The following is a 24,746-nucleotide window of genomic DNA, read 5'->3' on the forward strand; positions in this document are numbered from 1 at the left end:
TTGAGGAACAAACAAGATGAACGACATCATGATGGGTACCAGCCTGCCCTATGCAGAACGCAAGCGTCAGGGGGTGCGGGGTCGCATGCCCCACAAGGAGGAGTCCCTCTCCCAGCAGCGGCGGCGGATCTACCGGCTGGTCAGCGCCATGCAAAGCCCGTTTGACCAGCATCTGCTGTTGCGTCAGCTGCAGGAGGACAACCCGGTGCTGTTCTACGATCTGGTACGCCACCACCTGCCGGAGCTGCTGCCGATCATCTACACCCCGGTGGTGGGGGAGGCGTGTCAGCGCCACAGCGACCTCTATTTGCGCAGCCACGGCCTCTACCTCTCGTGGCACGACCGGGATGATCTTGACGACATCCTCGAGTCGGTGGAGCAGGAGGTGGATGTGATCGTCATCTCCGACGGTGAGCGGGTGCTGGGGCTTGGTGATCTCGGTATCGGCGGCATGGGGATCTGTATCGGCAAGCTGGCGCTCTACTCCGCTGCTGGCGGCATCAATCCGGCGCGCACCCTGCCGCTCTGTGTCGATGTAGGCACCAACAACCCCGAGCTGCTGGAGGATGACTCCTACCTCGGCTGGCAATCCCCGCGCATCGACGGCGAGAGCTACTACCACTTCATGGACAAGGTGGTAGCCGCCATTCGCAAGCGCTGGCCGCAGGTGGTGCTGCAGTTTGAAGACTTTGCAGGCAAGCATGCCGCCAACCTGCTGACCCGTTATCGGGACGAGCTCTGCATGTTCAACGACGATATTCAGGGCACGGCGGCGGTTGCCTCCGCCTGCGTGCTGGCCGGGTTGCAGCAGGCGGGTACAGCCCTGTGCGATGCCCCGGTGCTGATCGTCGGCGCGGGCTCTGCCGGTTGCGGCATCGCCGCCATGCTGGCCCAGCTGGCGGGGAGTCACGACGGCGTCTGGCTGTTTGATCAGGATGGGGTGGTCTGCAGCGATCGTCCCAACTTGACTCGTGCCCAACAGCCGTTTGCCCGCGCTGTTGAGGAGGGGAGCAGTTCGCTGCTGGAGACCATCCGTCAGGTGCGCCCGGCGGTGCTGATCGGGGTGAGCGGTCAGGGCGGCCTCTTTACTGGCGAGGTGTTGCAGGCGATGGGGGATGTGTGTGCGCAGCCGGTGATCCTGCCACTCTCCAACCCGACCCGCAGTGCCGAGGCTACCCCCGAGCAGGTGTGGGCCGCCACAGATGGCCGCGCCCTGCTGGCCACCGGCAGCCCCTTTGCGCCGGTGACGGTGACGGGGGAGCGGCGGGTAGTCTCCCAGTGCAATAACGTCTATGTCTTTCCGGGCATTGGTCTCGGAGCCTGCGCCGTCAAGGCGCGCCGCATCAGTGATGGCATGTTGCTGGCCGCGGTGCGGGCGGTTGGCGCCTATCCGCTGGTGGCGGGTCGGCTGCTACCCCCGATCGAACAGGTGGGAGAGGTGGCCCGCGCCGTCGCCAGAGCGGTGGCGCTCTGCGCCCGCGAGGAAGGATTGGCCGATTTTGTCGGCGATCCGGCACCTTTGATTGACCAGACCTGGTGGCATCCGCACTATTGGGCAGCGTCCTGACGTTTTAAGGTATGTGCATGAAACTTCGCCACCAGTTGGTCACCCTCTCTCTTGGGCTCTCCCTGCTGCTGATCCTCATTCTGGGAAGCCTGCTGGCCCTCTTTATCCGTCATCTGCTGGAGAGCAACTTGCAGGATAAGGGGAGCGATCTGGCACGGGTGATGGCGGCGGACACCCGGGTGGTCGAAGCTCTGCGTCAGGGCAGTGATCCTACCCTGCGCGACTATGTGGAGGCGGTCTGCAACCGTACCGACGCCACCTATATGGTGGTGACCGACGAGCATGGTCGCCGCCTCAGTCACCCCAACCCCGAGCTGGTGGGGCAGAAGTTCCGCGGCGAGGATATCTGGCCCGCGCTGCAGGAGCGGCGCAGCTACTGCTCCAAGGATCGGGGCACCATGGGGCCGGCGATCCGCTGCTTCTCCCCGGTGGTGGGCGGGGATGGGCGCGTCATGGGGGCCGTGGTGGTGGGCTACCTGATGCAGCAGGTGGAGGGCATCTATATGGAGCGGGTAGCCCTGCTCATCAGCGCCATCGTTGCTGTGCTGGGGTGCGGCCTGCTGCTGGCACTCTGGGTGCAATACCTGCTGCGCAAGACCCTGCTCGATCTGGAGCCGGAGGCGATCGTGCGCCGCTTTACCCTGCAGGATCTGGTACTTGAGCACATCACCGAAGGGGTGATTGCCCTCGATGGTCGCGGCAATATCAACATGATCAACAGCACCGCCAGCTATCAGCTGCGGCTGCCGGTCACCGGGCGCCATGCCCTGCAGGGGCAGTCGCTGGCGGAGCTGGTGCCACCTCTTGCCCCCTGTCTGGAGCAGGAGGGTGGGGAAGTGAGCTTCACCATTCAGGGGGAGTCTTTCGTCGGCCGCTGGCAGGCGGTGCAGGGCAAGGCGCCGGGGCGGTTGCTGATCTTCAGCCGTCCGGAGGTGGCCGCCAGTCTGGGGGTGCAGGTGACCCACCTGCGCCAGTACGCCGAGATGCTGCGGATGCAGAGCCACGAGTTCGCCAACAAGCTGAGCAGCCTCTCCGGCCTGTTGCAGCTGGGCCATGTGGATCAGGCGGTGGAGCTTATCCAGCAGGAGAATGAGGCGTGCCAGACCATGCTGCAGGAGCTGCTGCGGCTGATCGACAACAAGCCGGTGGCGGGGCTTATTCTCGGCAAGTTCAGCCGGGCTCGCGAGCTGGGGGTGACCCTGGAACTCGATCCCGATTCGGCGCTGGCGGAGTATCCGGCTTCGGTCTCGGCCGATCTCATCACCCTCATTGGCAACCTGCTGGACAACGGTCTGCAGGCGGCCTGGCGCAACCGCCAGCAGCGGCCGCCGCGGGTGCTGCTCTCTCTGTGCGATGTGGGGCGGCGACTGGTGATCGAGGTGGAGGATAGCGGCGAAGGGGTCGACGAGGAGTTGGCCGATCACCTGTTCGATTACGGGGTGAGTCGCCAGAGCGGCGATCACGGGGTGGGTCTGTTCCTGGTCAAGGAGACCGTGGGTCGGCACGAGGGTGTGATAGAATGGCGGCGAACCGCCGAGCAGACCACCCTGTTTGGTATCTACTTGAATAAAAACCAATTAATGTGAGCCATGGACCCAATAATCACGCTTGTTATTGAAGATGACGATCGGATCGGTGCCATCTTGTCAGAACTGGTGGCGGCGACACCCGGTTTCTCCCTGCTGGGGCGGGCCGGCACCCTGGCCCAGGCCGATGCCATGATGGCCGGTGTGGTGCCCCAACTGCTGCTGGTGGATGTCTCCCTGCCCGATGGCTCCGGCCTTGAGTGGGTGAGCCGCCTGCGCAGCCACAACCGCGAAGCCTACGTCATCATGGTGACTGCCTCGCGGGATGTGGAGACCATCCAGCAGGCCCTCAACCTGGGGGTTCATGACTACGTCATCAAACCATTGCGGCTGTTTCGCATCCAGCAGAGTCTGGATGAGGTCCTGCAACTGCACAGCCGTCTGTGCGAGCGGGGTCGGCTGGAGCAGGAAGATCTCGACAAGCTGCTGGGCAAGGGGGGGCGCTCCCAGATCAAGGAGATGCGCGTCACCCCCAAGGGGATCGACAGCATCACCCTGCGTCAGGTACTGGATCTGCTGGCGGGTGAGCCGGAGAGCGTCTTCTCCACCGACACGGTGGCGCTGCGACTCTCCCTCAGCCGCACCACGGCGCGCCGCTATCTGGAATATCTGGAGTCGGAAGACCGGGTGGATGTGGATCTCAACTATGGTCAGCGGGGGCGACCGGAGCGGCGCTACCGCTGGCGCCGGGCCGGTTGAGATGCGCACTGGTGTGCATTGCAGAAACAACAAGGGAGCCATGGGCTCCCTTGTTGTTTCTGGACGATGTTGGTTCTCAGGCGGCTTCCCGTTCTGCTACCGGTGCACGCCCCTTCAGCTGGGAGGCCATCACCCCGCCCAGGATCAGCCCGCCACCCAGCAGGTGATAGCCGTGGATTGGCTCGCCCAGGCCGACGACGGCTATCAGTGCCGTACAGAGTGGCATCAGGTTCATAAAGACCGAGGTGCGCTCTGCCCCCATGCAGGCGAGGCCGCGCATCCAGCAGTAAGCCGCCAGCAGGGAGGAGGCGAGCCCGGCGAAGAGCACCAGTCCCCACCCTTCGGCTGGCACCGCCATTGAGTCGGCACTGAGGGCGAGTGGCACCAGCAGCAGTACGGCCAGCAGGATCTGCATGTAGAGGTTGAGCCAGGGGCCAAACGGCAGGTGCCAGCGGCGGATCAAGAGGCCGTAAAGGGCGTAGCTGGCGGACCCCAGCAGCATCATGCCATCCCCCGGGTTGATGCCGTTATGGAGCAGGGCAAGCGGTTCGCCCTTGCCAAGCAGCCAGAGCACCCCGAACAGGGAGAGACTCATGCCGAGCAGTGCCTGTTTGCCGGGACGCTGGCCGAAGAAGAGCGCCCCTTGCAGCAGGGTGAGCAGTGGAATGAGGGAGCCGATCACCCCCATATTGGTGGCCGAAGTGCTGTGAGCAGCGTAGTAAGCGAGGCACTGGTAGAGCACCATACCGAGCGCCGCCAGCACCAGCAGCTTGCCGAGCCAGGGGCGAACCTCGCTACGGCGGCGCCACAGCTGCGGCAGGCAGAAGGGGGTCAGTGCCAGAGCGGCGATCACCCAGCGATAGAAGGAGATAGCCGCGGGGTCGAGCACGCTGGCGGCCGCCTTGGACACCACGGTATTGGTAGCCCAGATCAGCACAGCCATCAGCGGAAAGAGAAGAGGGGAAAAGATTCGCATCAGAGGCTCCTTATTAACAGGGGGCCAAGTCTATCCTTGTCTTTATATTATCAAGTAGCGTAAAACAGACAGATGACCCAGCAGAAAAGACAACTCTTTCTGATGTACCTTATTCCGGCCCACACGGGCTGCGTTTGCTCGCAACTGATGGCTGCTTTTGACCTGTGCCGGAGACCGAGCCAACAGGGCGTTGCATCACGCCTGCTCCTCTCTCTCGCTGACAAGGGGCGCTGATGGCCACTCACCACTTTCAGCCGGTAGATGTCGTTCTGCCCGCTCCCAATCCGCTCTATTTCAGTTACCAGCAGATGCTGGCCGACAGCGCGACCGTGCTGCACTCCCACCCCTGGGGCCAGCTCAACATGATCAGCCTGGGGATCATGGAGATAGAGCTGGGGGATCAGCGACTGGTGGCCCCTGCCGACTACCTTATCTGGGTACCGGCGGGTCTCGACCACACCTCCTACAACGAGCAGACCCTCGACTATACCTCCATCTACGTCAGCCACGAGCTGGCGGCCAAGCTGCCGCCAGAGCCCAGATTGCTGCTGCTTACCCCACTTATTCGCGCCCTGCTGAGCGATTTTTGCGAACGACGGGTAAGCCATATGGCGGATGAGTGGGATCAGCGCCAGGCCGAGTTGCTGGTGGAGCGGCTGGCGCGCACCCGCTGTCAGGAGAGCTACCTGTCGATGAGTCAGGACAAGCTGCTGGCTCCCATGCTGGCGGCGTTGCACAGCGATCCTGCCGATCCCCGTACTCTGGCTCAGTGGGCCGGACAACTGCACACCACAGAGCGCACCCTGGCGCGGCGCTGCCTGCGGGAGTTGGGGATGAGTTTCGGTCAGTGGCGGGCGCGGCTGCGGCTGCTCAAGGCGCTTGCCTGGCTCAAGGGGGACATGCCCATTCAGGAGATCAGCTGGCGGCTAGGTTACGGCTCCACCTCGGCCTTTATCGCCATGTTCAACCGGGAGCTGGGCTGCTCCCCCCAGCGTTATCGCCTACAGTCAGGCCGATAACAAATCGCCGGACATGTCATCTGATGAAGCAAAACAAGGAGGGCGCCCGTAGGCGCCCTTTCTGATGACATCTGCTTGCGCTAGAAGAAGCCGAGCGGGTTGATGTCGTGACTTACCAGCAGGTTCTTGGTGTTCTGGTAGTGGTCCAGCATCATCTTGTGGGTCTCGCGGCCGATCCCCGACTTTTTGTAACCGCCAAAGGCGGCGTGTGCCGGGTAGGCGTGGTAGCAGTTGACCCAGACCCGGCCAGCCTGAATGCCACGCCCCATGCGCCAGGCCAGATTGCTGTCGCGGGTCCACAGGCCTGCCCCCAACCCGTACTGGGTGTCGTTGGCAATGGCCAGAGCATCCGCCTCGTCCTTGAAGGTGGTGACCCCGAGCGCCGGCCCGAAGATCTCCTCCTGGAACACCCGCATCTTGTTCTGACCGGAGAAGATGGTGGGCTGGATGTAGAATCCCCCCTCCAGTCCGCTCACCTTGGCCGGATCGCCGCCGATCAGCATCTTGGCCCCTTCGCCGCGGCCGATCTCCATGTAGCCCAGGATCTTGTCGAACTGCTCGCGGGACGCCTGCGCCCCCACCTGAGTGGCGGTATCGAGGGGGTTGCCCTGCACTATGGTGCGAGCACGGGCCAGCACTCGGTCCATGAAGTCGTCATAGATGCTGGCCTGCACCAGCGCGCGGGAGGGACAGGTACATACTTCCCCCTGGTTGAAGAAGGTCATCAACATCCCTTCTACCGCCTTATCGATGTAGCTGCTCTCGTGCTGCATCACGTCGGCGAAGTAGATATTGGGGGACTTGCCCCCCAGCTCCACGGTGGAGGGGATCAGCTTGTCGGCGGCGCAGCGCAGGATATGGGCGCCCACTTCGGTCGAACCGGTGAAGGCGAGTTTCTGGATCCGGTTGCTGGTGGCCAGCGCCTGACCTGCCTCGGCGCCGAAGCCGTTGACCACGTTGACTACGCCGGCAGGCAGGATGTCCTTGATGAGATCCATCATCAGCATGATGGTGACCGGGGTCTGCTCGGCGGGCTTGAGCACGCTGCAGCAACCCGCCGCCAGCACAGGGGCGAGCTTCCAGGCGGCCATCTGCAGCGGGAAGTTCCACGGGATGATCTGGCCGACCACGCCGATGGGTTCCTTGAAGTGGTAGCTGACGGTGTTCTGATCCAGCTCGGCGGCCGAGCCCTCCTGAGCGCGAATGCAGCCAGCGAAGTAGCGGAAGTGATCCACCACCAGCGGCAGGTCTGCCGCCAGGGTTTCACGCACCGCCTTGCCGTTCTCCCAGGTTTCGGCGATGGCGAGCCGTTCGATGTTCTGCTCGATGCGATCGGCGATGCGCAGCAGCAGGTTGCTGCGCTCGGTGACGCTGGTTTTGCTCCAGCTGGTGAACGCCTTGTGGGCGGCATCAAGCGCCAGCTCGATATCGGCGGCGTCGGAGCGGGCGACCTCGCAGAATACTTTGCCATCCACCGGCGAGATATTTTCAAAGTAGCGGCCGGCGCGCGGGGCCACCCACTCACCACCGATGAAGTTGTCGTAACGGGACTTGAAGCTGACCAGGGCACCTGCCTGACCGGGAGCGGTATAAATCATCTCATCATCCTTTATGTGTGTGATCCTGACCGGACTGGCTGACAGACCGGTTGCCAGCTGATATCGCAAGGGGCGTGCCAAAGGGTCTGACCAGCAGACAAAAGGTTACAAAAACGTTATCAAATGGGGTGTGGCAGCGTATCTTGGTTAACCAATGTCCACGGCTATTGCGATAAAACTGTACCGTTTCTGGACAGTGACCGAGACAGTTGTGCTGTTTGTGAACAGGAGGCGTGATGAGTGAGTCACTTCAACCCGTTCCCGGTCCGATCCAGCGTTCCTGGCAGCGCTGCCTGCATCAGGGGCTGAGCCGCCAGCAGAGCGCCGATCTGGACTTGCTGCCCCAAGGGGAGCTGTCGGCCCGTCAGGAGCAGCACAGGGCGCTGATCGCCTGCTTCCAGCGCTTCGTGCTGCCGCTGTTTGCCCAGTTGCTGGCGGGTCGCCCCTGTCGCCTGTTGTTGTGTGACGGTGAGGGGGCCATTCTGGCCGCCAGTGGTGATGAGGGGTTCGCCCGCCATGCCGAGCGTATCTTTTTGCGCAGTGGCGCCCGCTGGGGGGAGGCGAGCAAGGGCACCAACGCCATCGGTACCGCGCTGGCCGAGCAGAGCGAAGTGCAGGTGCTCGGCAATCAGCACTTCTTCGCCCAGCACAGCTTCCTCAGTTGCAGCGCCTGTCCGTTGCTGGGGCCGGACGGGCAATTGCTCGGGGTGCTCGATATCTCCACCGATGCGGCCCATCACGATGGCGACATGCTGGGCACGGTGCGGCTGCTGGCCATGACCCTCGAAAACGCACTATTGGCGCGTCAGCCGGGCTGGCTGGTGGATCTCGATCCCCAGAGCCTCTGGTCCGCTCGCCTGTTGCTGGGAGAGGAGGGGGAACTGCTCGGCGCCAACCGGGCAGGCCGACTCTGGCTCGGTCAGCATCCTTTCGATGGCAGGCAACTGCTGCGCGAGGGGCGTGGCTTGCGGCTGTTGCCAGAAGCGGACGCGACACCTTCCCGCGCCGTCCTGCCGGGTCACTCAAGCTCGGTGCTACCTCCGCAGCAGGTGCCGCTCAAGATGCTGGAGCGCGGCATTTCGCTGCTTATCGAGGGGGAGACCGGCAGCGGCAAGGAGCATCTGGTGCGGGCCCTGCACCGAGCGTCCAGTCGGCGGGAGCAGCCACTGGTGTGTGTCAACTGTGGCGCGTTACCAGCAGATCTGGTGGAAGCCGAGCTGTTTGGGTATGTGGGCGGGGCCTTCAGCGGTGCCCGCAGCCAGGGCAGTCAAGGTTATCTGCGTGCAGCCCATGGCGGCATGCTGATGCTCGATGAAATTGGCGAACTGCCGCTGCAGGCACAAACCCGACTGCTGAGGGTTTTGCAGGAGCGCAGCGTGACACCGGTTGGCAGTCACAAGCCGGAGGCGGTGGATTTCTGGCTGGTCAGTGCCAGCCACCGGGATCTGGCGGCCATGGTGCAGAGTGGCGCATTTCGCGAAGACCTCTATTACCGGATCTGCGGCTGGCGCCAGCAGCTGATGCCGCTGCGCCGTTGGCCTGCCGCTGAGCGTCTGGAGCTGATCCAGAGACTGTTGACGGAGATGGATCCGACCCTGCGTCTGACCCGCGATGCGGAGCAACAGCTGCTGGCCCATCCGCTGCCCGGCAACGTGCGCCAGCTCAAGCAGGCACTGGAAGTGGCCTGTGTGCTGGCAGAGGGGTGGGTTGGATAGAACCCGCCCACCTGCATTTGCCCAGTGTGGCCACAGAGCCCGGCGCCTTGTCGATGGGAGAGGCGACCAGCTTGCGTGAACAAACCCGGCGGCAGGTGCAGCAAACGCTGGCGGCATGCGGCGGCAACGTCAGTGAGGCCGCGCGCCAACTGGGGATCAGCCGCACCACCCTCTACCGGACGCTGCGCGAAGCGCCTTGAGTGCTCGCTCCCCCTCACCGGTTGTTTTCAAGACGCACATGACGGCTGGAGCCCTGCCCATCCAGCCGCTATGATGCGCCCTGGCCGGGGCATTGCGCCCGTTGACTCATCCGTTGAGGATTTTCTGCCATGTCACAACACATAGGGGCGCTGACCCTGCTGGTCGCCGATTACGATCAGGCCATTCGCTTTTTTACCGAGGGACTTGGCTTTGTGCTCCTGGAAGACACCCGGCTCGATGAACCGGGCAAACCGGGCAAGCGCTGGGTGCGGGTTGCCCCCAAAGGTGCCTCCGGTTCCGCGTTGCTGCTGGCACAAGCGGCCAATGCGCAGCAGCAGGCCGCCATCGGCCAGCAGGGCGGTGGCCGGGTATTTCTGTTCCTCGAGACCACTGATTTCTGGGGGGATTACCAGCGCATGCAGGCGTACGGTGTTCATTTTTGTGAACAGCCCCGCGACGAGCCTTATGGCACTGTGGTGGTGTTTGAGGATATCAGTGGCAACCGGTGGGACTTGTTGCAACGTACTGCTGCCAACTGAATCTGAAAACGTTTATCATCCCGCCTGTCATAAAGTCATAAAAGTGTCACAGAAAATTCTAATAATTGGCGCACCCATCTTCACAGAGGAGAGAGAAGGGAATGGCTAAGCGAATTCTGGTGGTCGAGGACGAAGCACCGATCCGCGAAATGCTCTGCTTCGTGTTGGAGCAGAAGGGATATGAGACGATTGAAGCGGAAGATTACGCCGATGGACTGGCGAAGGTGCGCGAACCCTACCCCGAACTCATCGTGCTCGACTGGATGATGCCGGGCGGCAGCGGCATCCAGTTTATCAAGCAGCTCAAGCAGGATGAGGTGACGCGCCAGATCCCGGTGGTGATGCTCACCGCCCGCGGTGAAGAGGAGGACAAGGTGCGTGGTCTGGAGGCCGGTGCCGACGACTATATCACCAAGCCGTTCTCGCCCAAGGAGCTGACCGCTCGCCTCCATGCGGTGATGCGCCGCGTGTCACCCACCTCGGTGGACGAGGTGATCGAGGTACAGGGGCTGAAACTCGATCCTGTCTCCCACCGGGTCAGTGCCGAAGAGAAGGCGCTCGACATGGGGCCGACCGAATTCAAGCTGCTTCACTTCTTCATGACTCACCCCGAGCGGGTCTACAGCCGTGAACAGCTGCTCAACAATGTCTGGGGTACCAATGTGTACGTCGAGGACAGAACCGTGGATGTGCATATTCGTCGCCTGCGCAAGGCGATTGAAGAGACAGGGCACGACAGATTGATCCAGACGGTGCGTGGAGCCGGATACCGCTTCTCAACCCGTCTCTAGAGGCAGTTATGTTGCAACCTTACGCCTGGCGGCGACAGTTGTGGCGAATGGCGTTTTTTTACGCCCCCTTCGCATTGGTTGGCTGGTTGATTGATCATCTTGCCCTCTGCCTGCTGGTGGCGGCCGTGTTGCATCTGGGCTGGCACTATCGCTTCCAGAAGCGGCTCTCTGACTGGCTGTGGCACGACCGCAGCCTGGTGCCCCCCAGCGGCAATGGCAGCTGGGAGTACATCTTCAACGGTATCTACAAGTTGCAGCAGCGTCACCGTGCCCGTCGCCGCGAGCTGGCGGGGCTGATCCGCCGCTTCCGGGAAGGTGCCGAGGCGCTACCCGATGCCGCAGTGGTGTTTCGCACTGATGGCAGCATCCTCTGGTGCAACCGGCTGGCGGAGCAACTGCTCGGTTTTCGCTGGCCGGAGGATGCCGGCCAGCATATCGGCAACCTCATTCGCAATCCGGCCTTTAACGCCTATCTGGGCAAGGGGGCGTATGACGAGCCCCTCGAGATGCACTCCCCGGTCAACGAGGAGAAGTTTCTCGAGTTTCGGATCATGCCCTACGCCTCGGATCAGGCGATGCTGGTGGTGCGGGATGTCACCCGCTTGCGCAGTCTCGAGAAGACCCGCAAGCACTTTGTCTCCAACGTCTCTCACGAACTGCGCACACCGCTGACCGTGCTCAAGGGTTATCTGGAGATGACCGAGGAGCCGCCCCCGCCCGCCATGTGGGCCAAGGCGCATCGGGTGATGATGGAGCAGACCATCCGCATGGATAATCTGGTCAATCAGCTGCTCACCCTCTCCCGTATCGAGGCGGCCCCGACCGTGGATCTCTCCCACCTGGTGGACATGCCTGCCATGCTGGGGCTGTTGGAGCAGGAGGCGCGGGCGCTCTCGGGCGATCGGGCCCACCAGATCGAATTTGTGGTGCAGCCCAATCTGCTGGTGCGCGGGGATCAGGAGCAGCTGCGCAGTGCCGTCTCCAACCTGGTCTACAACGCCATCCACTACACCCCGGCGGGGCGAAAAATTACCGTGGAGTGGCGCAAGCAGGGGGCGATGGCGCTGTTTGCCGTGAGCGATGAAGGGGAGGGGATTGCCCCCGAGCATCTGGCACGGCTGACCGAACGGTTCTATCGGGTCGACAAGGCACGCTCGCGCCACACCGGCGGCTCAGGCTTGGGCCTTGCCATCGTCAAGCATGCCCTCAGTCATCACGACTGCCAGCTCGATATCGAGAGCCGGGTCGGCCTTGGCAGCCGCTTCAGCTTTCTTATCCCGAGCCGCATGGTGGTGATTAAATAGTCTTTTATGGCAATGAGTTAGCTGCAAAAAGAGGGCCTTTGAACGGGCCCTCTTTTCATTTGTTCAAATCTGTCGCCATGTCATTAAAGTGTCACATTAAATCCATAAATTTGTCACTGCCAGGTCAGATACTGGCGCCGTCTTAAGAACGGACCTTCTGTAACTTTGGAGAGATTGGATGAAACTCAACAAACTGGCTGGTGTAATCGGATTCACCGCAGCAACCCTGTTTTCTGTCAGCGCCCTGGCTGCCGGTGTGGATAAAGACCTGCCGGATTACACACCGACCAGCGGCATTTCGGGCAACCTGTCCTCTGTCGGCTCTGACACCCTGGCCAACATGATGACCCTGTGGGCCGAAGAATTTAAGCGCTTGTACCCCAACGTCAACGTGCAGATCCAGGCCGCCGGTTCTTCTACCGCACCGACTGCCCTGACCGAAGGTGTTGCCCAGTTCGGTCCGATGAGCCGTGCCATGAAGGCCGGTGAAGAGGAAGCATTCGAGAAGCGTTACGGCTACAAGCCGACTGCCATCCGCGTTGCAGTCGATGCCCTGGCGGTGTTCGTCAACAAGGACAACCCCATCAAGGGGCTGACCATGCCGCAGATCGATGCCATCTTCTCCAGCACCCTGAAGTGCGGCGAAGCCAAGGCTGCCACCAAGTGGTCTGATCTGGGTCTGGACGGCAACTGGTCCAGCAAGGATCTGCAACTGTTCGGTCGCAACTCCGTATCCGGTACCTACGGTTACTTCAAGGAGCACGCCCTGTGTAACGGCGACTTCAAGAGCGGCGTGAACGAGCAGCCGGGTTCTGCCTCCGTGGTGCAGTCTGTCTCTGCCTCCCTGAACGGCATCGGCTACTCCGGTATCGGTTATGTCACCTCCGGCGTGCGTGCGGTACCGCTCTCCAAAGATGGCAAGACCTTCATCGAAGCGACCTCCGATAACGCCATCACCGGCAAGTATCCGCTGTCACGCTTCCTGTACGTTTACGTGAACAAGCATCCGAACAAGCCGCTCTCCCCGATGGAGCAAGAGTTCGTCAAGATGATGCTCTCCAAAGCAGGCCAGAACATCGTTGCCAAAGATGGCTACGTGCCGGTGCCGGCCAAGGTGGTACAGGCTGACCTGAAAAAGCTGGGTATCATGTAACTGCCTGCAGTCAGCATGCCCTGATATAACGAGCCCCAAGCGGGCTCGTTTTGTTTTTGGCGGCTGTCATTTTTGTTAATAGCGCAGGATGGATATTTTTCCGCCAGCCGGGGGCTGGCTCCCTTGCGTAGCAGGGCGGCATTTCCGAGAATAGGGCAACGTTATGGCAAAGGATCCCTTCATGATTGCGTCCCTCACCAAGTTTGGCATGGTAGCCCTCTGTAGTGCCCTGCTGGTCGCCTGCGCCCAGTCGCCGACCGGCCGCAGCCAGATGCTGCTCTACTCTCCCCAGCAGATGAACCAGTTGGGCGCCGACTCCTTCGAGCAGATGAAGAAGCAGGAGAAGGTGAGCAAGGATGCCAAACTCAACGCCTATGTCTCCTGTGTCGCCAAGGCGGTGACCGCCCAGGTGCCGGCCAGCTATGGCATCACCAACTGGGAAGTGGTGGTGTTTGACTCCAAACAGGTCAACGCCTTCGCCCTGCCCGGCGGCAAGATCGGGGTCTACAGTGGCTTGCTCAAGGTGGCCAAGAATCAGGATCAGCTGGCGACCGTCATCGGCCACGAGCTGACTCACGTACTGGCCCAGCACTCCAACGAGCGACTCTCGCGCAGCCAGCTGGCGGGGATCGGTCTGGCGGCTGCGGACATTGCCATGGGCACTAGCGAGTATCGCGGCGCCACCATGGCCGCCCTTGGCCTCGGGGTCGAGGTGGGGGTGATGTTGCCCTATGGCCGAACTCAGGAGAGCGAAGCGGATCGGCTGGGGCTTGAACTGATGGCGCGTGCCGGGTTCAATCCGGCCGAGGCAATCCCCCTGTGGCAAAACATGAGTGCCGCCGCCGGTGGCAACACCCCGCCGCAACTGCTCTCCACCCACCCGAGCAACGAGAACCGGATCGCCGAGTTGCAGGCGCAACAGGCGCAAGTGCTGCCGCTCTATGAGCAGGCCCGCGCCAACGGTCTGGTGCCCCAATGCAAGGCATAAGCCTGCGCATGGCGCGCAGCGACGATGCCGCCGCCATGACGGTGATGCAGCGAGCCAGCTGGCTCGCTGCCTATGGCCTGGTGCTCGGTGCCGACCTGCTGGAGCAGCTGGACGTCACCGCCCATCTGCAGATCTGGCAGAGCCGTCTGGCCGAGCCGGGCCCAAGGCCCATGCTGCTTTGTCTCGATGAGGTGGTGATTGGCCTGCTCTACTGGCAACCACAGCAGGAAGCGGGACAGAGTCATGCCCTGATCCGCGCTTTTTACCTCCATCCCGACCACTGGCGACAAGGCTATGGCAAACGGCTGTGGCAAGCGGTGGCGATGCAGATGCGCCGCGCCGGTTGCCATAGCGTCAAATTGTGGCTGCTCGATGGCAACCACATAGGCGAGGGATTCTACCTGCGCCGCGGCTTCGTCTTTGACGGCGAGGAGCGTACCCTGATAAGCCTCGGGCAGCCCTGCCTGCAGCGACAAATGAGCCGTTTGCTCTGATCACTCTCCCGTTTTTCGCCTTCGGTCACTTTATTTTTTTTGCGAATTAATACAATGTCCCCCTTGAAACAGAGTTGGATAAACACGGGCTGACAAGGGAGTGCTGGCATGTATTACGGCTTTGATATCGGTGGCACCAAGATCGCTTTTGCGGTCTATGACGGTGCATTGAACCTCTGCCACGAGGAGCGCTTGAGCACCCCGGGCAACGATTACGAGGGGTTGCAGCAGCTGATCCGCTCCCGGGTCGAGCAGGCGGATGCCCGCTTCGGCGCACGGGGCTCGGTCGGCATCGGTTTCCCCGGTGTCATCAACAGCCAGGATCACAGCATAGTGGCGGCCAATCTGCCCTCCATCAATGGTCGCCATCTGGGCGCCGATCTGGCCGAGCTGCTGGAGCGGCCGGTCAAGGTGGATAACGACGCCAACTGCTTCCTCTGGTCCGAAGTGCATCAAGGGGCAGCCGACGGCGCAGGCAGTGCGCTCGGCGTCACCATTGGCACCGGTATCGGCGGCGCTGTTTATCTGGCGGGCAAGCTTATTCAGGGGCGCAACTGGCTGGCTGGCGAGATTGGTCACTACCCCTTGCCCGCGACCATGCTGATGAAGTACCCCGAGTTGCCCCGTCCCCGTTGCGGCTGCGGCCGTCTGGTCTGTTTTGAAACCTATGCCTCCGGCACCGGTCTGGAGCGTCTCTATCACCATTTCCATGGCCAGCGCGCCACGGGTCACCAGATTGTGGGGCGCTTCGAGGCCCATGAACCCCATGCGGTCGAGACGGTCGACTGCTGGCTGGAGATCATGGCCGCCGGGCTTGCCACCGCCATTTCGGTGATTGATCCCGAGGTGGTGGTATTGGGGGGCGGCCTGAGCGGCCTGCCCGCCCTCTATGAACAGCTGCCGCTGCGTCTGCCCGGTCACTTGCTGCCCGGGGTCGCCCTGCCCGAGATCCGCCAGGCCCGCTTCGGCGGCGCCGGTGGTGTGCGCGGCGCAGCCTTGCTCAATCTATGAGATCAGATGTGGGGTCTGATCTCCCCGAAAAAGGAGTCCTCATGACCCGTCTTGAAATCTGTATCGACAACCTGGAATCCCTCTTCACCGCCCAGCAATCCGGGGCGGATCGCATCGAGCTTTGCTCTGCGCTGGGTCTGGGGGGCCTGACCCCCTCCTACGGTTTTATGCAGCAGGCAGCCCGCCACGCCACCGTGCCGGTGTACGCCATGATCCGCCCGCGCGCCGGGGATTTTTGCTTCAACGACGGCGAGTTCGAGATGATGCTGCAAGATATCGCGGCGGCACGCGCTGCGGGGCTGCAAGGGGTGGTGGTCGGTTTGCTGGATGAGGAGGGGCGGGTGCCGGCCGCCAAGCTCAAACAGCTGGTGGATGCAGCAGGGCCGTTGGGGGTCACCTTCCATCGCGCCATCGACCTCTCCTCCGACTGGCGCCTCGATCTGGAGACCATAGTCGCGGCCGGTTGCGAGCGCATTCTAAGCTCGGGCCATGCGCCGACCGCGTTGGCTGGGTTGGAAACCCTGCAAGAGATGCAACAAGCGCTGGCGGGGCGTGCCAGCCTGATGCCGGGGGCCGGGGTCAATGCCGACAACGTGCGTACCATCATCGAGTTCACCGGAGTGAGCGAAGTGCATATGTCCGGCATGGGCTGGCGCGGTGGCATGGTGCCGCACGGAGTGAATATGGGCACTTCGGATGATGGTCGGGTCAATATCACCGATGGCGCCAAGGTGGCTGCGGTCAGAGCCTTGCTGGATCGCGGTTAAGCAGATCGCCGCCGTTGGGCGGCGTTCATCCGCATCTTGTGTGAAGTTCCTCCCACTGACGGGGAAATCAGGGGCGCCCCCGGCAGCACCCCGGCCAAAAGTCTGATATTATCCCGCCTCTTTACTACATGGATCTGGAGCAACATCTCAATGTCCCAATACGACTCTATCGAACAGAAGGCCAGCTATGGCATCGGCCGCAACATGGGTGATCAGCTGGCGCAGCAAGCCTTCGCCGGTCTGGATATCCCGGCCCTGCAACAAGGTCTGGCAGATGCCCTGAATGGTCTGGAGTTCGCGGTCAGCCGTGACGATATCAATGATGCCTTCCAGGTGATCACTGCGCGTATGCAAGAAGAGCAGGAAGCCGCCGCCAAGGCCGCTGCTGCTGACGGCGAAGCCTTCCTGGCTGATAACGCCAAGCGCGCTGAAGTGAAGGTGACCGACTCCGGTCTGCAGTACGAAGTGCTGGTAGAAGGCAACGGTGCCGTTCCGGTAGCCGGTCAGTCCGTGCGTGTGCACTACCACGGTACCTTCACCCACGGTGGTGTATTCGACAGCTCCGTTGCTCGCGGCCAGCCGGCTGAATTCCCGGTGACTGGCGTGATCGCTGGCTGGGTTGAAGCGCTGCAGCTGATGCCGGTTGGTTCCAAGTGGAAGCTCTACATCCCCCACGATCTGGCCTACGGTGCCCGTGGCGCGGGCTCCATCCCGCCTTACTCTGCACTGGTATTTGAAGTCGAGCTGCTGGACATCCTGTGATCCTGCTGGCTTGATGCAAACGGCGACCCTCGGGTCGCCGTTTGTTTTTGAGCTATGTGTTAGACAGCATTTGTCGCGACCAGCGGGCTGGAGAGCAGAAAAGGGCGGCACTTTTGCGCTTTTTACTGGTTTTTTCAGAAACGGGAACAGGCATACTGCGACTCATTAGAGAGGATAAGGAGAACCCGATGAGCAAGAAGATGAAGAAAGTAGCGGGGCTTGCTCTGTTGCTGCTGAGCATTCCGGCCAGTGCCGATGCCATGCGCTGCAAGAACGCCCTGATCAGCGAGGGTGACAGCACCGCCGAGATGCTGCTCAAGTGCGGCGAGCCCATGTTGCGGGAAGATATTACCCGTAACGAGGAGAACCAGTTTGGCAACATGGTGCAGGTCAAATATGGTGAACGTTGGACTTACAACTTCGGCAAGAACGAGTTCATGCGCTTCGTGACGGTACGCAATGGAAAGGTGACTGACATCGAAAATGGCCCGCGCGGCCAGTAGCCGGCGGGCAAAGCATGGATGCACAACAGACAGTAGGGCAAGACCCTTTGACTCACATGTCCGGCAAGGGGTCGCGGTGACCAAGTTGTCTGACCGCCAGATTGATCTGGCGAGCCAGTCTTAGCCGCTGGCGGCAGGTCAGGCCATGGAGGCTGATCCTGCCCGCGTTGAATTCAAATGTCCCCAGCGACTCGATGGCAAAATAGCCTCGATGAAAGCTCTTGATGTAGCGAGCGATCTGCCGTGGGGATAACTGCTTGAATACCTTCATCACACGGTTCCCTGATTGCCTGGACAGGGCACACTATGGTGTCGGTCGATGACACTGATATGACGGTTTATAAAGATTTGCATGAATCCTTATTTTGCCAGTGAGTTCGGCAAATTGACGGCGTCATCGAAAAAGTTGTGCCATGGCAAACCACCGCACCGATATACTGCGGGCTTGAATGGAACAAATAAAAGGGCCTGTGCGTGGAATGGGTTGATGTGGTGGACGGGAACAACCGGGTGATTGGTGTGGCCGAGCGAGCCGAGGTGCGGCGGGAGAATCTCTGCCATCGTGCCAGCTATATTCTGGTGCTCGACGACGCGGATCGGATCCTGGTGCAGCGACGCACCCTCAGCAAGGATTTCTGCCCCGGCATGCTGGATGCCTGCGCCGGTGGCGTGGTCACCACCGGTGAGGAGATGGAGCGCTCCGCCCGCCGCGAGCTAGCCGAGGAGCTGGGGATTATGGATGTTCCCCTGCAGGGCTTTGGCAGCTTTTATGCGGAAGGGGAGGGCTACCGGGTCTGGGGTGGCCTCTTCAGTTGCCGTTATCAGGGGCCGCTGCAGTTGCAGGCCGAAGAGGTGAGCGCGGTGCACTGGATGAGCCTGGCCGAGATTGCCGAGCGCGCCAGTGAATTTACCCCCGACTCCCTGCTTGCCATCGCCACCTGGCAGGCGAGACGCTAACGTCTCTCTTTAGATATTTTCTTTTCCAGTTCAGAGACAAGACGGGCAGCCTGATGGCTGCCCGTTTGCCTTTGTGCATTTACTTGGTCTGCTACACCAGCTTGAGGCGTCGGTTGGTGCGCCCGCAAGCGCTCGGCTTGGCGAGCCAGTGACCTTGCCAGTCGGTGGCCAGACGCAGCAATGGATACTCCAGATCGAGCCGGGTCACCACCAGCTGGCCCGTTTCATCTCCACTCACGGGATTGCCGCTGGCGGGATCGATGATTTCGACGATGCAACTCTCGTTGACGATAAAGCCCTGACCGGGCTGACTCTCGTAGGCCACCACCCCCACATCCTGCCACACCAGACAGTTGAGGGCCGCAATGCCGTGAATGGCGCGCAGTGGCGCGGTTTCAGGATGGGTGGCTTCGCACAATAGGGCGCGGCGCAGCGAGTCGCTCGGGATCTCCGCCGCTTCGGCCGCTTCCAGCAGGTCGAGCAGGGTCATCAGCGGGCCGACATAGCCGGTGGGTTGATAGCGCAGCAGTGCCTCCAGCTGGCGCTGGGTATCGTGGGGGCCGCAGGGTACCACTGGAGCCCCAAGTTGGCGGGCGCCGTTATCGAAGATAAAGGCGGTGGGGCCAGCATGATAGTCGTGGCCGTTGAGCATCACTTCCCCCGCCTTGAAGCCGGCGGCAAACAGCGCCCGGGCGGCGCCCCACCAGTCTGCCCCGGCATATTCGGGGATGGCCAGCTGGCCCGGACAGGAGAAGACCCGCAGCGCCTGACTGGCCGGACGGCCGGTGAGACCGGCAAAGGGGGGATGAGCCTGCTGGGCGGCAAAGAGTTCTTTGCTGTCGAGCAGTGGCAGGGTGGCCAGCTCTGCCAGATCCTCGAGGCGGCACTGGCGATAGGCGCTGGAGTAACCGGCGCAATATTGACTGACATGGGTAAGCTGATGATTGAGCTGGTCCAGTTGCTGCTGTTCGCGCATGGCGGGGGGACGAATTTCCAGACCATCGTAATAGTGTTGCATGGGGCCTCCTGGCGCCGTGAAACCAGCTCAAGAGTAGTCTGCCCAAGGGGAAAATGCCTGCCGCTATCCATGGTCAGGATCAGAGCCGCTGTTAGGCGGCATCGTCACTCTGGGATAAACTGGCGACTTCCCATCACGACTCAGGACGAGAAATCATGATTGCTGTAGGACAACCCCTGCCTGCGAGCGAATTTACCTTTATCACCGCCGAAGGCAAGCAGCTGCGGGATAGCCAGACGCTGTTTGCCGGTAAAAAAGTGGTGCTGTTTGCGGTACCCGGCGCCTTTACTCCCACCTGCTCCAATGCCCATCTGCCCGGTTATGTGGTGCTGGCCGATCAGTTTATGGCCAAAGGGGTGGATGCCATCTGTTGTCTGTCGGTCAACGACGCCTTCGTGATGCGGGCCTGGCAGACGGCCCAGAATGCCGAGGCGATCACCATGCTGGCGGATGGCGATGGCAGCTGGACCCGGGCGCTGGGTCTGGCCAAGGATACCGGCGCCTTTGGCGGCATCCGCGCCCAGCGCTTTGCGTTGATCGCCAATGATGGTGTGGTCGAGCAGCTGCTTGTGGAGGCGCCAGGCAAGTTTGAGGTCTCCGATGCCGCGAGCCTGCTGGCTGCACTGTGAAATGTTAATCACGGTTTGATTTCCCCTTGAAATGGGAGGTGGCACAGCTACACTGGCGCCACTTTCCCATGGTGCCTGCCCGTTTGGGCTGGCGCTTCGTTGCAGATAACAAGAGATGAAGATCCTATGACCCTGGCTTTTGTTGCCCTGATTGCCGGACTGGCGCTGCTGGTCTGGAGTGCAGACAAGTTTGTCGATGGCGCTGCCGCCACCGCCCGTTATGCGGGGATGCCGCCGCTGCTGATCGGCATGGTGATCATCGGTTTTGGTACCTCGGCCCCGGAAATGGTGGTCTCGGCACTGGCGGCGTCACAGGGCAATCCCGGGTTGGCGCTTGGCAATGCCTATGGCTCCAACATCACCAATATCGCGCTGATCCTGGGTCTGACGGCACTGATCAGCCCTATCGCGGTGGCCTCTCAGGTAGTGCGCAAGGAGATCCCGATCCTGCTTGGTATTACCCTGCTCTCCGGCGCCCTGCTGATCGATGGCCATCTGGGCCGGATGGATGCGGTCATTCTGGGGGCCGTCTTCGTTGCCCTGATGGGCTGGTCCATCTGGGCTGGCATGAATGGCAAGGGAGATGCGCTGGATACCGAGACCGCTGAGGATATCGAGAGCGAGGGGATGTCCCTCAAGAGCGCCATCTTCTGGCTGGTGGTCGGGCTGGTGCTGCTGATCGGCGCTTCCCGCCTGTTGGTCTGGGGGGCGGTGACCATCGCTCAGGCGCTTGGTATCAGCGATCTGGTGATTGGTCTCACCATAGTCGCGGTGGGAACCTCCCTGCCGGAGCTGGCCTCGTCGCTGATCGCCATTCGCAAGAACGAGCATGATCTGGCCCTTGGCAACGTGCTCGGCTCCAACCTGTTCAACACCCTGGCGGTGGTGGGGATCGCGGCGGGCATCCACCCGCTCGATGTGGCGCCGGAGGTGCTCACCCGTGACTGGAGCATCATGATGGGGCTGACCCTGCTGCTGCTGGTGATGTGTCTGGGCCGCAAGGGACAAGGCCGTATCAACCGGTTGGAGGGGGGCGTGCTGCTCACCTGCTTCGTCGCCTACACCGGCTGGCTGCTGACCAGTCAGTTTATCTGATAGGGGTTGGTGAAATAAGAGAGGGGGAGCGCAAGCTTACCCCTCTTGTTTTTGCCCAGTGAACCTGTTGGCGAGCGGTGTGCTCAGGCTACTGCCACCAGCTTCTGCCCCTTCTGGCTGCTGTCCAGAATGAGGATGCTGGCCTTGGGGAAGAAGTTGAAGGTGGAGGCGGAGGCCCAGGTGTAGGCGCCCATCACCTTGCCAACCACCAACTCGCCGATAGCCAGGTCCGGCAGCATGATGCCATCGCGGATCACATCCACGCTGTCGCAGGTGGGGCCGGAGAGCACCGAGTTGTGTTGCTCGCCACTGGCATAAGGCGTGCTCACCGGATAGGTAACGTGGTCATAGAGCTGGCCGTTGTAGCTGCCGTAGAGACCGTCATCCAGGTAGTACCAGATCTTGTCGCCGCGGTGCGCCTTGCCCATCACGCTGGATACCGAAGTCATGGCCGGCGCGCTGATAAAGCGGCCTGGTTCGGCAATCTTCTGCACGGTTGCGGGCAGCTTGGCCAGTGCTTCGCGGATCGGCGCGCAGAAGCCGTCGATATCGAACTCGCCCCCCTCATAATCCACCGGGAAACCGCCGCCGATATCCAGCACCCAGGGCTTGAGCCCAAGCGCCCAGGCCTGCTCCATGATCTCGCGGCAGGCGTCGATGGCCTGCACATGGCGACGGGCATGAGGCACTTGCGAGCCGACATGGAACGACAGCCCCATCACCTTGATCCCCTTGGCGTGGGCCAGTTGCAGCAGCGGCAGCGCCTGCTCCGGAGTGCAGCCGAACTTCTTGGAGAGATCGACCTTGGTCTCGGGGTTCGGGAAGCTGACTCGCAGCAGCAGTTTCACTTCGTCCTTGTAGGGAATGAACTTTTCCAGCTCCAGCGGGTTGTCGTAGACAAACACTGTGCAGCCAAACTCCAGCGCATAACGGATATCGCTGTCGCGCTTGATGGGATGGGTATGAATGCAACGTCCCGGGCGAACCCCCTGACTGCGCACCAGATCCACTTCGCCGTTGGTGGCCAGATCGAAACAGGCCCCCTCTTCCTTCAAGACAGAGACCACCGCCTCATGGGGCAGGGGTTTGAGTGCATAGTGCAATCGTACATCGGGCAGGGCGGCGGCCAGGGCCCGATACTGTTTGCGGACGGCTGCCTTGTCGAGCAGCAGCAGGGGGGAGCCGAATTGTTCAACCAGCTGACGGTAATCTTGTGCGACCACATCTTTTGCAACCAGGGTCTCGTTCATTCTCTTTTGGTCATCCTTAGGGGGCGTGATATGCCCAAGCCATATGCGATTGAACCGGCGACGGCCGGGTCAGGCGAGCGGTCCGGTGGGACCAACCGAACACAGTGCATAAATTGATGGCAAAGTGCTTGGTTATGCGGCGGATTATCGGCTTATTGATTCTGCGTGCAAGCATTTTGATTGGATATGTCGGCAAGATTTTCTTGGCGAAACGAGAGGGATCACTGTTCTCTATCCGCCATTTTTCCCGTTTGGGCCACATTTGATCCGTGCGAGCCTAACTTGTTGATAGTTAACTAACATTTAACATTCTTGCCGCGGTTCTGGTGGTCACTAAAAAAATATAAATGGGGGCGGCCAAGTGCGAGACAGCTCACATTTTTTGGATTAACATGCCGACTTCCTAATCCAAATTAGTTCGGATGAAGGTAGCAGGAGAGCGATGGGCAACCATCCACCGAAGAAGTGAATCTTTCAGGTACCGGGCAACCGGTGTGGACTGCTACTGGACGATACTCTGGAGAGACCCGTTAAATCGGGCGCCGAAGGAGCAAGGCACCATGACTACCCGCAAGGGCAGGCTGGCGCCGGAAACTCTCAGGCAAAAGGACAGAGGGGATGGGATGGTTGTACCTGGGCTTGGCCCGCATCCGATCGCCTCTGGCCGATCGCGACACCTATGGGAAGATCATCCTTCTCCTCCTTAATTTCTGTTTCTTAAGGAGGATGCATGTCATCAATTCAATCGGCGTTAACCGCCATCGATAGCTTTATCTGGGGGCCACCCCTGCTGATCCTGCTGGTCGGGACCGGTATCTATCTCACCCTGCGTCTGGGTCTGCTTCAGGTGGTGCGCTTGCCGCTCGCTCTGCGGCTGGTCTTTGGTCGCGATCAGGGGCAGGGCAAGCAGGGGGATGTCTCCAGCTTCGGCGCCCTCTGTACCGCTCTCTCTGCCACCATAGGTACCGGCAACATCGTCGGGGTGGCTACCGCCATCAAGCTCGGCGGCCCCGGTGCCCTGTTCTGGATGTGGATGGCGGCGCTGTTCGGCATGGCCACCAAGTACGCCGAGTGTCTGCTGGCGGTCAAATATCGCGAGCAGGATGCCAACGGCCAGATGGCGGGCGGCCCCATGTACTATCTGGAGAAGGGGCTCGGTTCCAAGCCGCTGGCCAAGCTGTTTGCCCTGTTTGGCATCGGCGTGGCTTTCTTCGGGATCGGTACCTTCCCGCAGGTCAATGCCATCTCCGACGCCATGAGCCTCTCCTTCTCGGTGCCCCGTGAAGCGACCGCCGTGGTGCTGACCCTGATCGTGGCGCTGGTGACTCTGGGGGGGATCAAGTCCATCTCCAGCGTGTCGAGCAAGGTAGTGCCCTTCATGGCCATCTTCTACATCGTCGCCTGTCTGGGTGTGCTGGTGAACAACGCCAGCGCCCTGCCCGATGCCGTCATGCTGGTTATCGAGAGTGCCTTCACCGGCCATGCGGCGACCGGTGGCTTCGTCGGTGCCAGCATCATGCTGGCCATTCAGTCCGGGGTGGCGCGCGGGGTTTTCTCCAACGAGTCAGGTCTGGGCTCTGCACCCATCGCGGCGGCGGCGGCCAAGACCGACTCTTGCGTGGAGCAGGGGCTGGTCTCCATGACAGGTACTTTCATCGACACCATCATCATCTGCACCATGACCGGCCTGACCCTGGTGGTCACCGGCGTGTGGAGCGGTGATGCAAGCGGCGCGGCCATGACCAGTCTGGCCTTTGCACAGGGGCTGGATGCCCATGTCGGTCAGTATCTGGTGAGCATTGGCCTGCTGTTCTTCGCCTTTACCACCATCCTTGGCTGGAACTACTACGGCGAGCGCTGCACCGAGTATCTGTTCGGGGTGAAGGCAATCAAGCCCTATCGTCTGGTCTATCTGGCGCTGGTAGCGAGCGGTGCTTTCCTCCATCTGGACATGATTTGGCTCCTGGCCGATATCGTTAACGGCCTGATGGCGGTGCCCAACCTCATCGGCCTGATTGGCCTGCGCCATGTGGTGATCGCCGAGACCCGCGCCTACTTTAGCCGGGATCTGGATAGCGAAGCCGAGCCGGAGCCGCAGACGGCCTGAACGCCTCGGCCCGTTTC

Annotated in this window: 23 protein-coding genes, 1 pseudogene and 1 riboswitch; of the genes and pseudogenes, 19 read left to right on the top strand and 5 right to left on the bottom strand. The window is 61.5% G+C overall.

Translation table 11 applies throughout. The annotated features are described in order from the left end of the window. Positions 1–16: 16 nt before the first annotated feature. Genes AB5Y84_RS11170 through AB5Y84_RS11180 form a run of 3 tightly spaced genes read left to right on the top strand, consistent with a single transcriptional unit; the run spans position 17 to position 3,852 of the window. Positions 17–1,567 (top strand): NAD-dependent malic enzyme, encoded by a 1,551-nt coding sequence (locus tag AB5Y84_RS11170; protein WP_368176952.1) that lies wholly within the window; start codon positions 17–19, stop codon positions 1,565–1,567. Between the two features lie 17 nt (positions 1,568–1,584). Further along, entirely contained in the window at positions 1,585–3,153 is a 1,569-nt protein-coding gene (locus AB5Y84_RS11175) for a sensor histidine kinase (RefSeq protein WP_021229142.1), read from the top strand. Between the two features lie 3 nt (positions 3,154–3,156). Further along, positions 3,157–3,852: a response regulator gene (locus AB5Y84_RS11180; protein ID WP_058056718.1), complete on the top strand. Its 696-nt coding sequence runs from the start codon at positions 3,157–3,159 to the stop codon at positions 3,850–3,852. A 76-nt stretch (positions 3,853–3,928) separates the two neighbouring features. Here AB5Y84_RS11180 and AB5Y84_RS11185 read toward each other — a convergent pair whose 3' ends face one another. Beyond that, positions 3,929–4,828, bottom strand: a complete 900-nt coding sequence (locus tag AB5Y84_RS11185) for a DMT family transporter (RefSeq protein ID WP_040066692.1) — start codon at positions 4,826–4,828, stop codon at positions 3,929–3,931. A 233-nt stretch (positions 4,829–5,061) separates the two neighbouring features. Between AB5Y84_RS11185 and AB5Y84_RS11190 the strand changes: the two genes are divergently transcribed. After that, a complete protein-coding gene (locus tag AB5Y84_RS11190; protein WP_368176953.1) occupies positions 5,062–5,847 on the top strand; it encodes a helix-turn-helix transcriptional regulator in 786 nt (261 codons plus the stop codon). A gap of 80 nt (positions 5,848–5,927) precedes the next feature. Here AB5Y84_RS11190 and AB5Y84_RS11195 read toward each other — a convergent pair whose 3' ends face one another. Beyond that, positions 5,928–7,445, bottom strand: a complete 1,518-nt coding sequence (locus tag AB5Y84_RS11195) for an aldehyde dehydrogenase family protein (protein ID WP_368176954.1) — start codon at positions 7,443–7,445, stop codon at positions 5,928–5,930. A gap of 236 nt (positions 7,446–7,681) precedes the next feature. On the opposite strand from AB5Y84_RS11195, the pseudogene AB5Y84_RS11200 reads away from it, so the two are divergent. The 11 genes and pseudogenes from AB5Y84_RS11200 (at position 7,682) to AB5Y84_RS11250 (ending at position 17,673) form a co-directional block, all read left to right on the top strand. Next, positions 7,682–9,360: pseudogene (locus tag AB5Y84_RS11200) on the top strand (sigma-54-dependent Fis family transcriptional regulator). A 129-nt stretch (positions 9,361–9,489) separates the two neighbouring features. Then, complete coding sequence (locus AB5Y84_RS11205) at positions 9,490–9,900, top strand: VOC family protein (RefSeq protein ID WP_113738931.1); 411 nt, start codon at positions 9,490–9,492, stop codon at positions 9,898–9,900. A gap of 101 nt (positions 9,901–10,001) precedes the next feature. After that, positions 10,002–10,691, top strand: a complete 690-nt coding sequence (gene phoB / locus AB5Y84_RS11210; RefSeq protein WP_005338414.1) for a phosphate regulon transcriptional regulator PhoB — start codon at positions 10,002–10,004, stop codon at positions 10,689–10,691. Between the two features lie 8 nt (positions 10,692–10,699). Beyond that, positions 10,700–11,995, top strand: coding sequence for a phosphate regulon sensor histidine kinase PhoR (phoR, locus tag AB5Y84_RS11215; RefSeq protein WP_064338495.1), 1,296 nt, complete (start codon positions 10,700–10,702; stop codon positions 11,993–11,995). Positions 11,996–12,173: 178 nt separating this feature from the next. Then, entirely contained in the window at positions 12,174–13,148 is a 975-nt protein-coding gene (locus AB5Y84_RS11220) for a PstS family phosphate ABC transporter substrate-binding protein (RefSeq protein WP_005338411.1), read from the top strand. Positions 13,149–13,329: 181 nt separating this feature from the next. Then, entirely contained in the window at positions 13,330–14,136 is an 807-nt protein-coding gene (locus AB5Y84_RS11225) for a M48 family metallopeptidase (protein ID WP_368176955.1), read from the top strand. Further along, the gene (locus AB5Y84_RS11230; RefSeq protein ID WP_302246514.1) at positions 14,124–14,630 is read left to right on the top strand and encodes a GNAT family N-acetyltransferase; all 507 of its coding nucleotides are present in this window, start codon (positions 14,124–14,126) and stop codon (positions 14,628–14,630) included. Before AB5Y84_RS11225 ends, AB5Y84_RS11230 begins: the two co-directional genes overlap by 13 nt. 108 nt (positions 14,631–14,738) lie before the next feature. Further along, positions 14,739–15,641, top strand: coding sequence for an ROK family protein (locus tag AB5Y84_RS11235; RefSeq protein WP_069526293.1), 903 nt, complete (start codon positions 14,739–14,741; stop codon positions 15,639–15,641). 41 nt (positions 15,642–15,682) lie between these two features. Next, positions 15,683–16,408, top strand: coding sequence for a copper homeostasis protein CutC (locus tag AB5Y84_RS11240; RefSeq protein ID WP_005338406.1), 726 nt, complete (start codon positions 15,683–15,685; stop codon positions 16,406–16,408). 150 nt (positions 16,409–16,558) lie between these two features. After that, positions 16,559–17,170: an FKBP-type peptidyl-prolyl cis-trans isomerase gene (locus tag AB5Y84_RS11245; RefSeq protein WP_005338405.1), complete on the top strand. Its 612-nt coding sequence runs from the start codon at positions 16,559–16,561 to the stop codon at positions 17,168–17,170. Between the two features lie 188 nt (positions 17,171–17,358). After that, positions 17,359–17,673 (top strand): DUF2845 domain-containing protein, encoded by a 315-nt coding sequence (locus tag AB5Y84_RS11250; RefSeq protein ID WP_274160695.1) that lies wholly within the window; start codon positions 17,359–17,361, stop codon positions 17,671–17,673. A 52-nt stretch (positions 17,674–17,725) separates the two neighbouring features. On the opposite strand, the gene AB5Y84_RS11255 is transcribed toward AB5Y84_RS11250, so the two are convergent. Then, positions 17,726–17,944 (bottom strand): DUF1107 family protein, encoded by a 219-nt coding sequence (locus tag AB5Y84_RS11255; RefSeq protein WP_005338403.1) that lies wholly within the window; start codon positions 17,942–17,944, stop codon positions 17,726–17,728. Positions 17,945–18,147: 203 nt separating this feature from the next. Between AB5Y84_RS11255 and yfcD the strand changes: the two genes are divergently transcribed. Continuing rightward, complete coding sequence (yfcD, locus tag AB5Y84_RS11260) at positions 18,148–18,630, top strand: NUDIX hydrolase YfcD (RefSeq protein ID WP_088869894.1); 483 nt, start codon at positions 18,148–18,150, stop codon at positions 18,628–18,630. A gap of 91 nt (positions 18,631–18,721) precedes the next feature. On the opposite strand, the gene AB5Y84_RS11265 is transcribed toward yfcD, so the two are convergent. Continuing rightward, the gene (locus tag AB5Y84_RS11265; protein ID WP_202000515.1) at positions 18,722–19,648 is read right to left on the bottom strand and encodes a phenylacetate--CoA ligase family protein; all 927 of its coding nucleotides are present in this window, start codon (positions 19,646–19,648) and stop codon (positions 18,722–18,724) included. 155 nt (positions 19,649–19,803) lie between these two features. Between AB5Y84_RS11265 and AB5Y84_RS11270 the strand changes: the two genes are divergently transcribed. Together AB5Y84_RS11270 and AB5Y84_RS11275 are read left to right on the top strand one after the other, a co-directional pair. Continuing rightward, positions 19,804–20,277 carry a peroxiredoxin gene (locus AB5Y84_RS11270; RefSeq protein WP_368176956.1) on the top strand — a complete coding sequence of 158 codons (474 nt, stop codon included), beginning with the start codon at positions 19,804–19,806 and terminating at the stop codon, positions 20,275–20,277. A gap of 126 nt (positions 20,278–20,403) precedes the next feature. Continuing rightward, positions 20,404–21,372 (top strand): calcium/sodium antiporter, encoded by a 969-nt coding sequence (locus AB5Y84_RS11275; RefSeq protein WP_005343920.1) that lies wholly within the window; start codon positions 20,404–20,406, stop codon positions 21,370–21,372. Between the two features lie 83 nt (positions 21,373–21,455). Here the strand turns inward: AB5Y84_RS11275 and AB5Y84_RS11280 are convergent, their stop codons facing one another. Further along, complete coding sequence (locus AB5Y84_RS11280) at positions 21,456–22,622, bottom strand: type III PLP-dependent enzyme (protein ID WP_043818871.1); 1,167 nt, start codon at positions 22,620–22,622, stop codon at positions 21,456–21,458. A 507-nt stretch (positions 22,623–23,129) separates the two neighbouring features. Then, positions 23,130–23,245, top strand: a riboswitch (glycine riboswitch). Between the two features lie 107 nt (positions 23,246–23,352). Here AB5Y84_RS11280 and AB5Y84_RS11285 point away from each other — a divergent pair. Continuing rightward, positions 23,353–24,729, top strand: coding sequence for a sodium:alanine symporter family protein (locus tag AB5Y84_RS11285; RefSeq protein WP_005338391.1), 1,377 nt, complete (start codon positions 23,353–23,355; stop codon positions 24,727–24,729). Positions 24,730–24,746: the final 17 nt, after the last annotated feature.

It is taken from the genome of Aeromonas sp. s11, assembly GCF_040907945.1.
In the GTDB taxonomy this organism is placed as follows: domain Bacteria; phylum Pseudomonadota; class Gammaproteobacteria; order Enterobacterales; family Aeromonadaceae; genus Aeromonas; species Aeromonas veronii.

Bases quoted from the DNA above. Each gene is read 5' to 3' on its own strand.
- AB5Y84_RS11170 (WP_368176952.1), top strand. From the start codon at position 17: ATGAACGACATCATGATGGGTACCAGCCTGCCCTATGCAGAACGCAAG.
- AB5Y84_RS11235 (WP_069526293.1), top strand. From the start codon at position 14,739: ATGTATTACGGCTTTGATATCGGTGGCACCAAGATCGCTTTTGCGGTC.
- AB5Y84_RS11220 (WP_005338411.1), top strand. From the start codon at position 12,174: ATGAAACTCAACAAACTGGCTGGTGTAATCGGATTCACCGCAGCAACC.
- AB5Y84_RS11275 (WP_005343920.1), top strand. From the start codon at position 20,404: ATGACCCTGGCTTTTGTTGCCCTGATTGCCGGACTGGCGCTGCTGGTC.
- AB5Y84_RS11175 (WP_021229142.1), top strand. From the start codon at position 1,585: ATGAAACTTCGCCACCAGTTGGTCACCCTCTCTCTTGGGCTCTCCCTG.
- AB5Y84_RS11185 (WP_040066692.1), bottom strand. From the start codon at position 4,828: ATGCGAATCTTTTCCCCTCTTCTCTTTCCGCTGATGGCTGTGCTGATC.
- AB5Y84_RS11195 (WP_368176954.1), bottom strand. From the start codon at position 7,445: ATGATTTATACCGCTCCCGGTCAGGCAGGTGCCCTGGTCAGCTTCAAG.
- AB5Y84_RS11225 (WP_368176955.1), top strand. From the start codon at position 13,330: ATGATTGCGTCCCTCACCAAGTTTGGCATGGTAGCCCTCTGTAGTGCC.
- AB5Y84_RS11190 (WP_368176953.1), top strand. From the start codon at position 5,062: ATGGCCACTCACCACTTTCAGCCGGTAGATGTCGTTCTGCCCGCTCCC.
- AB5Y84_RS11205 (WP_113738931.1), top strand. From the start codon at position 9,490: ATGTCACAACACATAGGGGCGCTGACCCTGCTGGTCGCCGATTACGAT.
- phoB (WP_005338414.1), top strand. From the start codon at position 10,002: ATGGCTAAGCGAATTCTGGTGGTCGAGGACGAAGCACCGATCCGCGAA.
- AB5Y84_RS11285 (WP_005338391.1), top strand. From the start codon at position 23,353: ATGTCATCAATTCAATCGGCGTTAACCGCCATCGATAGCTTTATCTGG.
- AB5Y84_RS11280 (WP_043818871.1), bottom strand. From the start codon at position 22,622: ATGAACGAGACCCTGGTTGCAAAAGATGTGGTCGCACAAGATTACCGT.
- AB5Y84_RS11270 (WP_368176956.1), top strand. From the start codon at position 19,804: ATGATTGCTGTAGGACAACCCCTGCCTGCGAGCGAATTTACCTTTATC.
- AB5Y84_RS11245 (WP_005338405.1), top strand. From the start codon at position 16,559: ATGTCCCAATACGACTCTATCGAACAGAAGGCCAGCTATGGCATCGGC.
- AB5Y84_RS11230 (WP_302246514.1), top strand. From the start codon at position 14,124: ATGCAAGGCATAAGCCTGCGCATGGCGCGCAGCGACGATGCCGCCGCC.
- AB5Y84_RS11180 (WP_058056718.1), top strand. From the start codon at position 3,157: ATGGACCCAATAATCACGCTTGTTATTGAAGATGACGATCGGATCGGT.
- AB5Y84_RS11265 (WP_202000515.1), bottom strand. From the start codon at position 19,648: ATGCAACACTATTACGATGGTCTGGAAATTCGTCCCCCCGCCATGCGC.
- AB5Y84_RS11240 (WP_005338406.1), top strand. From the start codon at position 15,683: ATGACCCGTCTTGAAATCTGTATCGACAACCTGGAATCCCTCTTCACC.
- AB5Y84_RS11250 (WP_274160695.1), top strand. From the start codon at position 17,359: ATGAGCAAGAAGATGAAGAAAGTAGCGGGGCTTGCTCTGTTGCTGCTG.
- AB5Y84_RS11255 (WP_005338403.1), bottom strand. From the start codon at position 17,944: ATGAAGGTATTCAAGCAGTTATCCCCACGGCAGATCGCTCGCTACATC.
- phoR (WP_064338495.1), top strand. From the start codon at position 10,700: ATGTTGCAACCTTACGCCTGGCGGCGACAGTTGTGGCGAATGGCGTTT.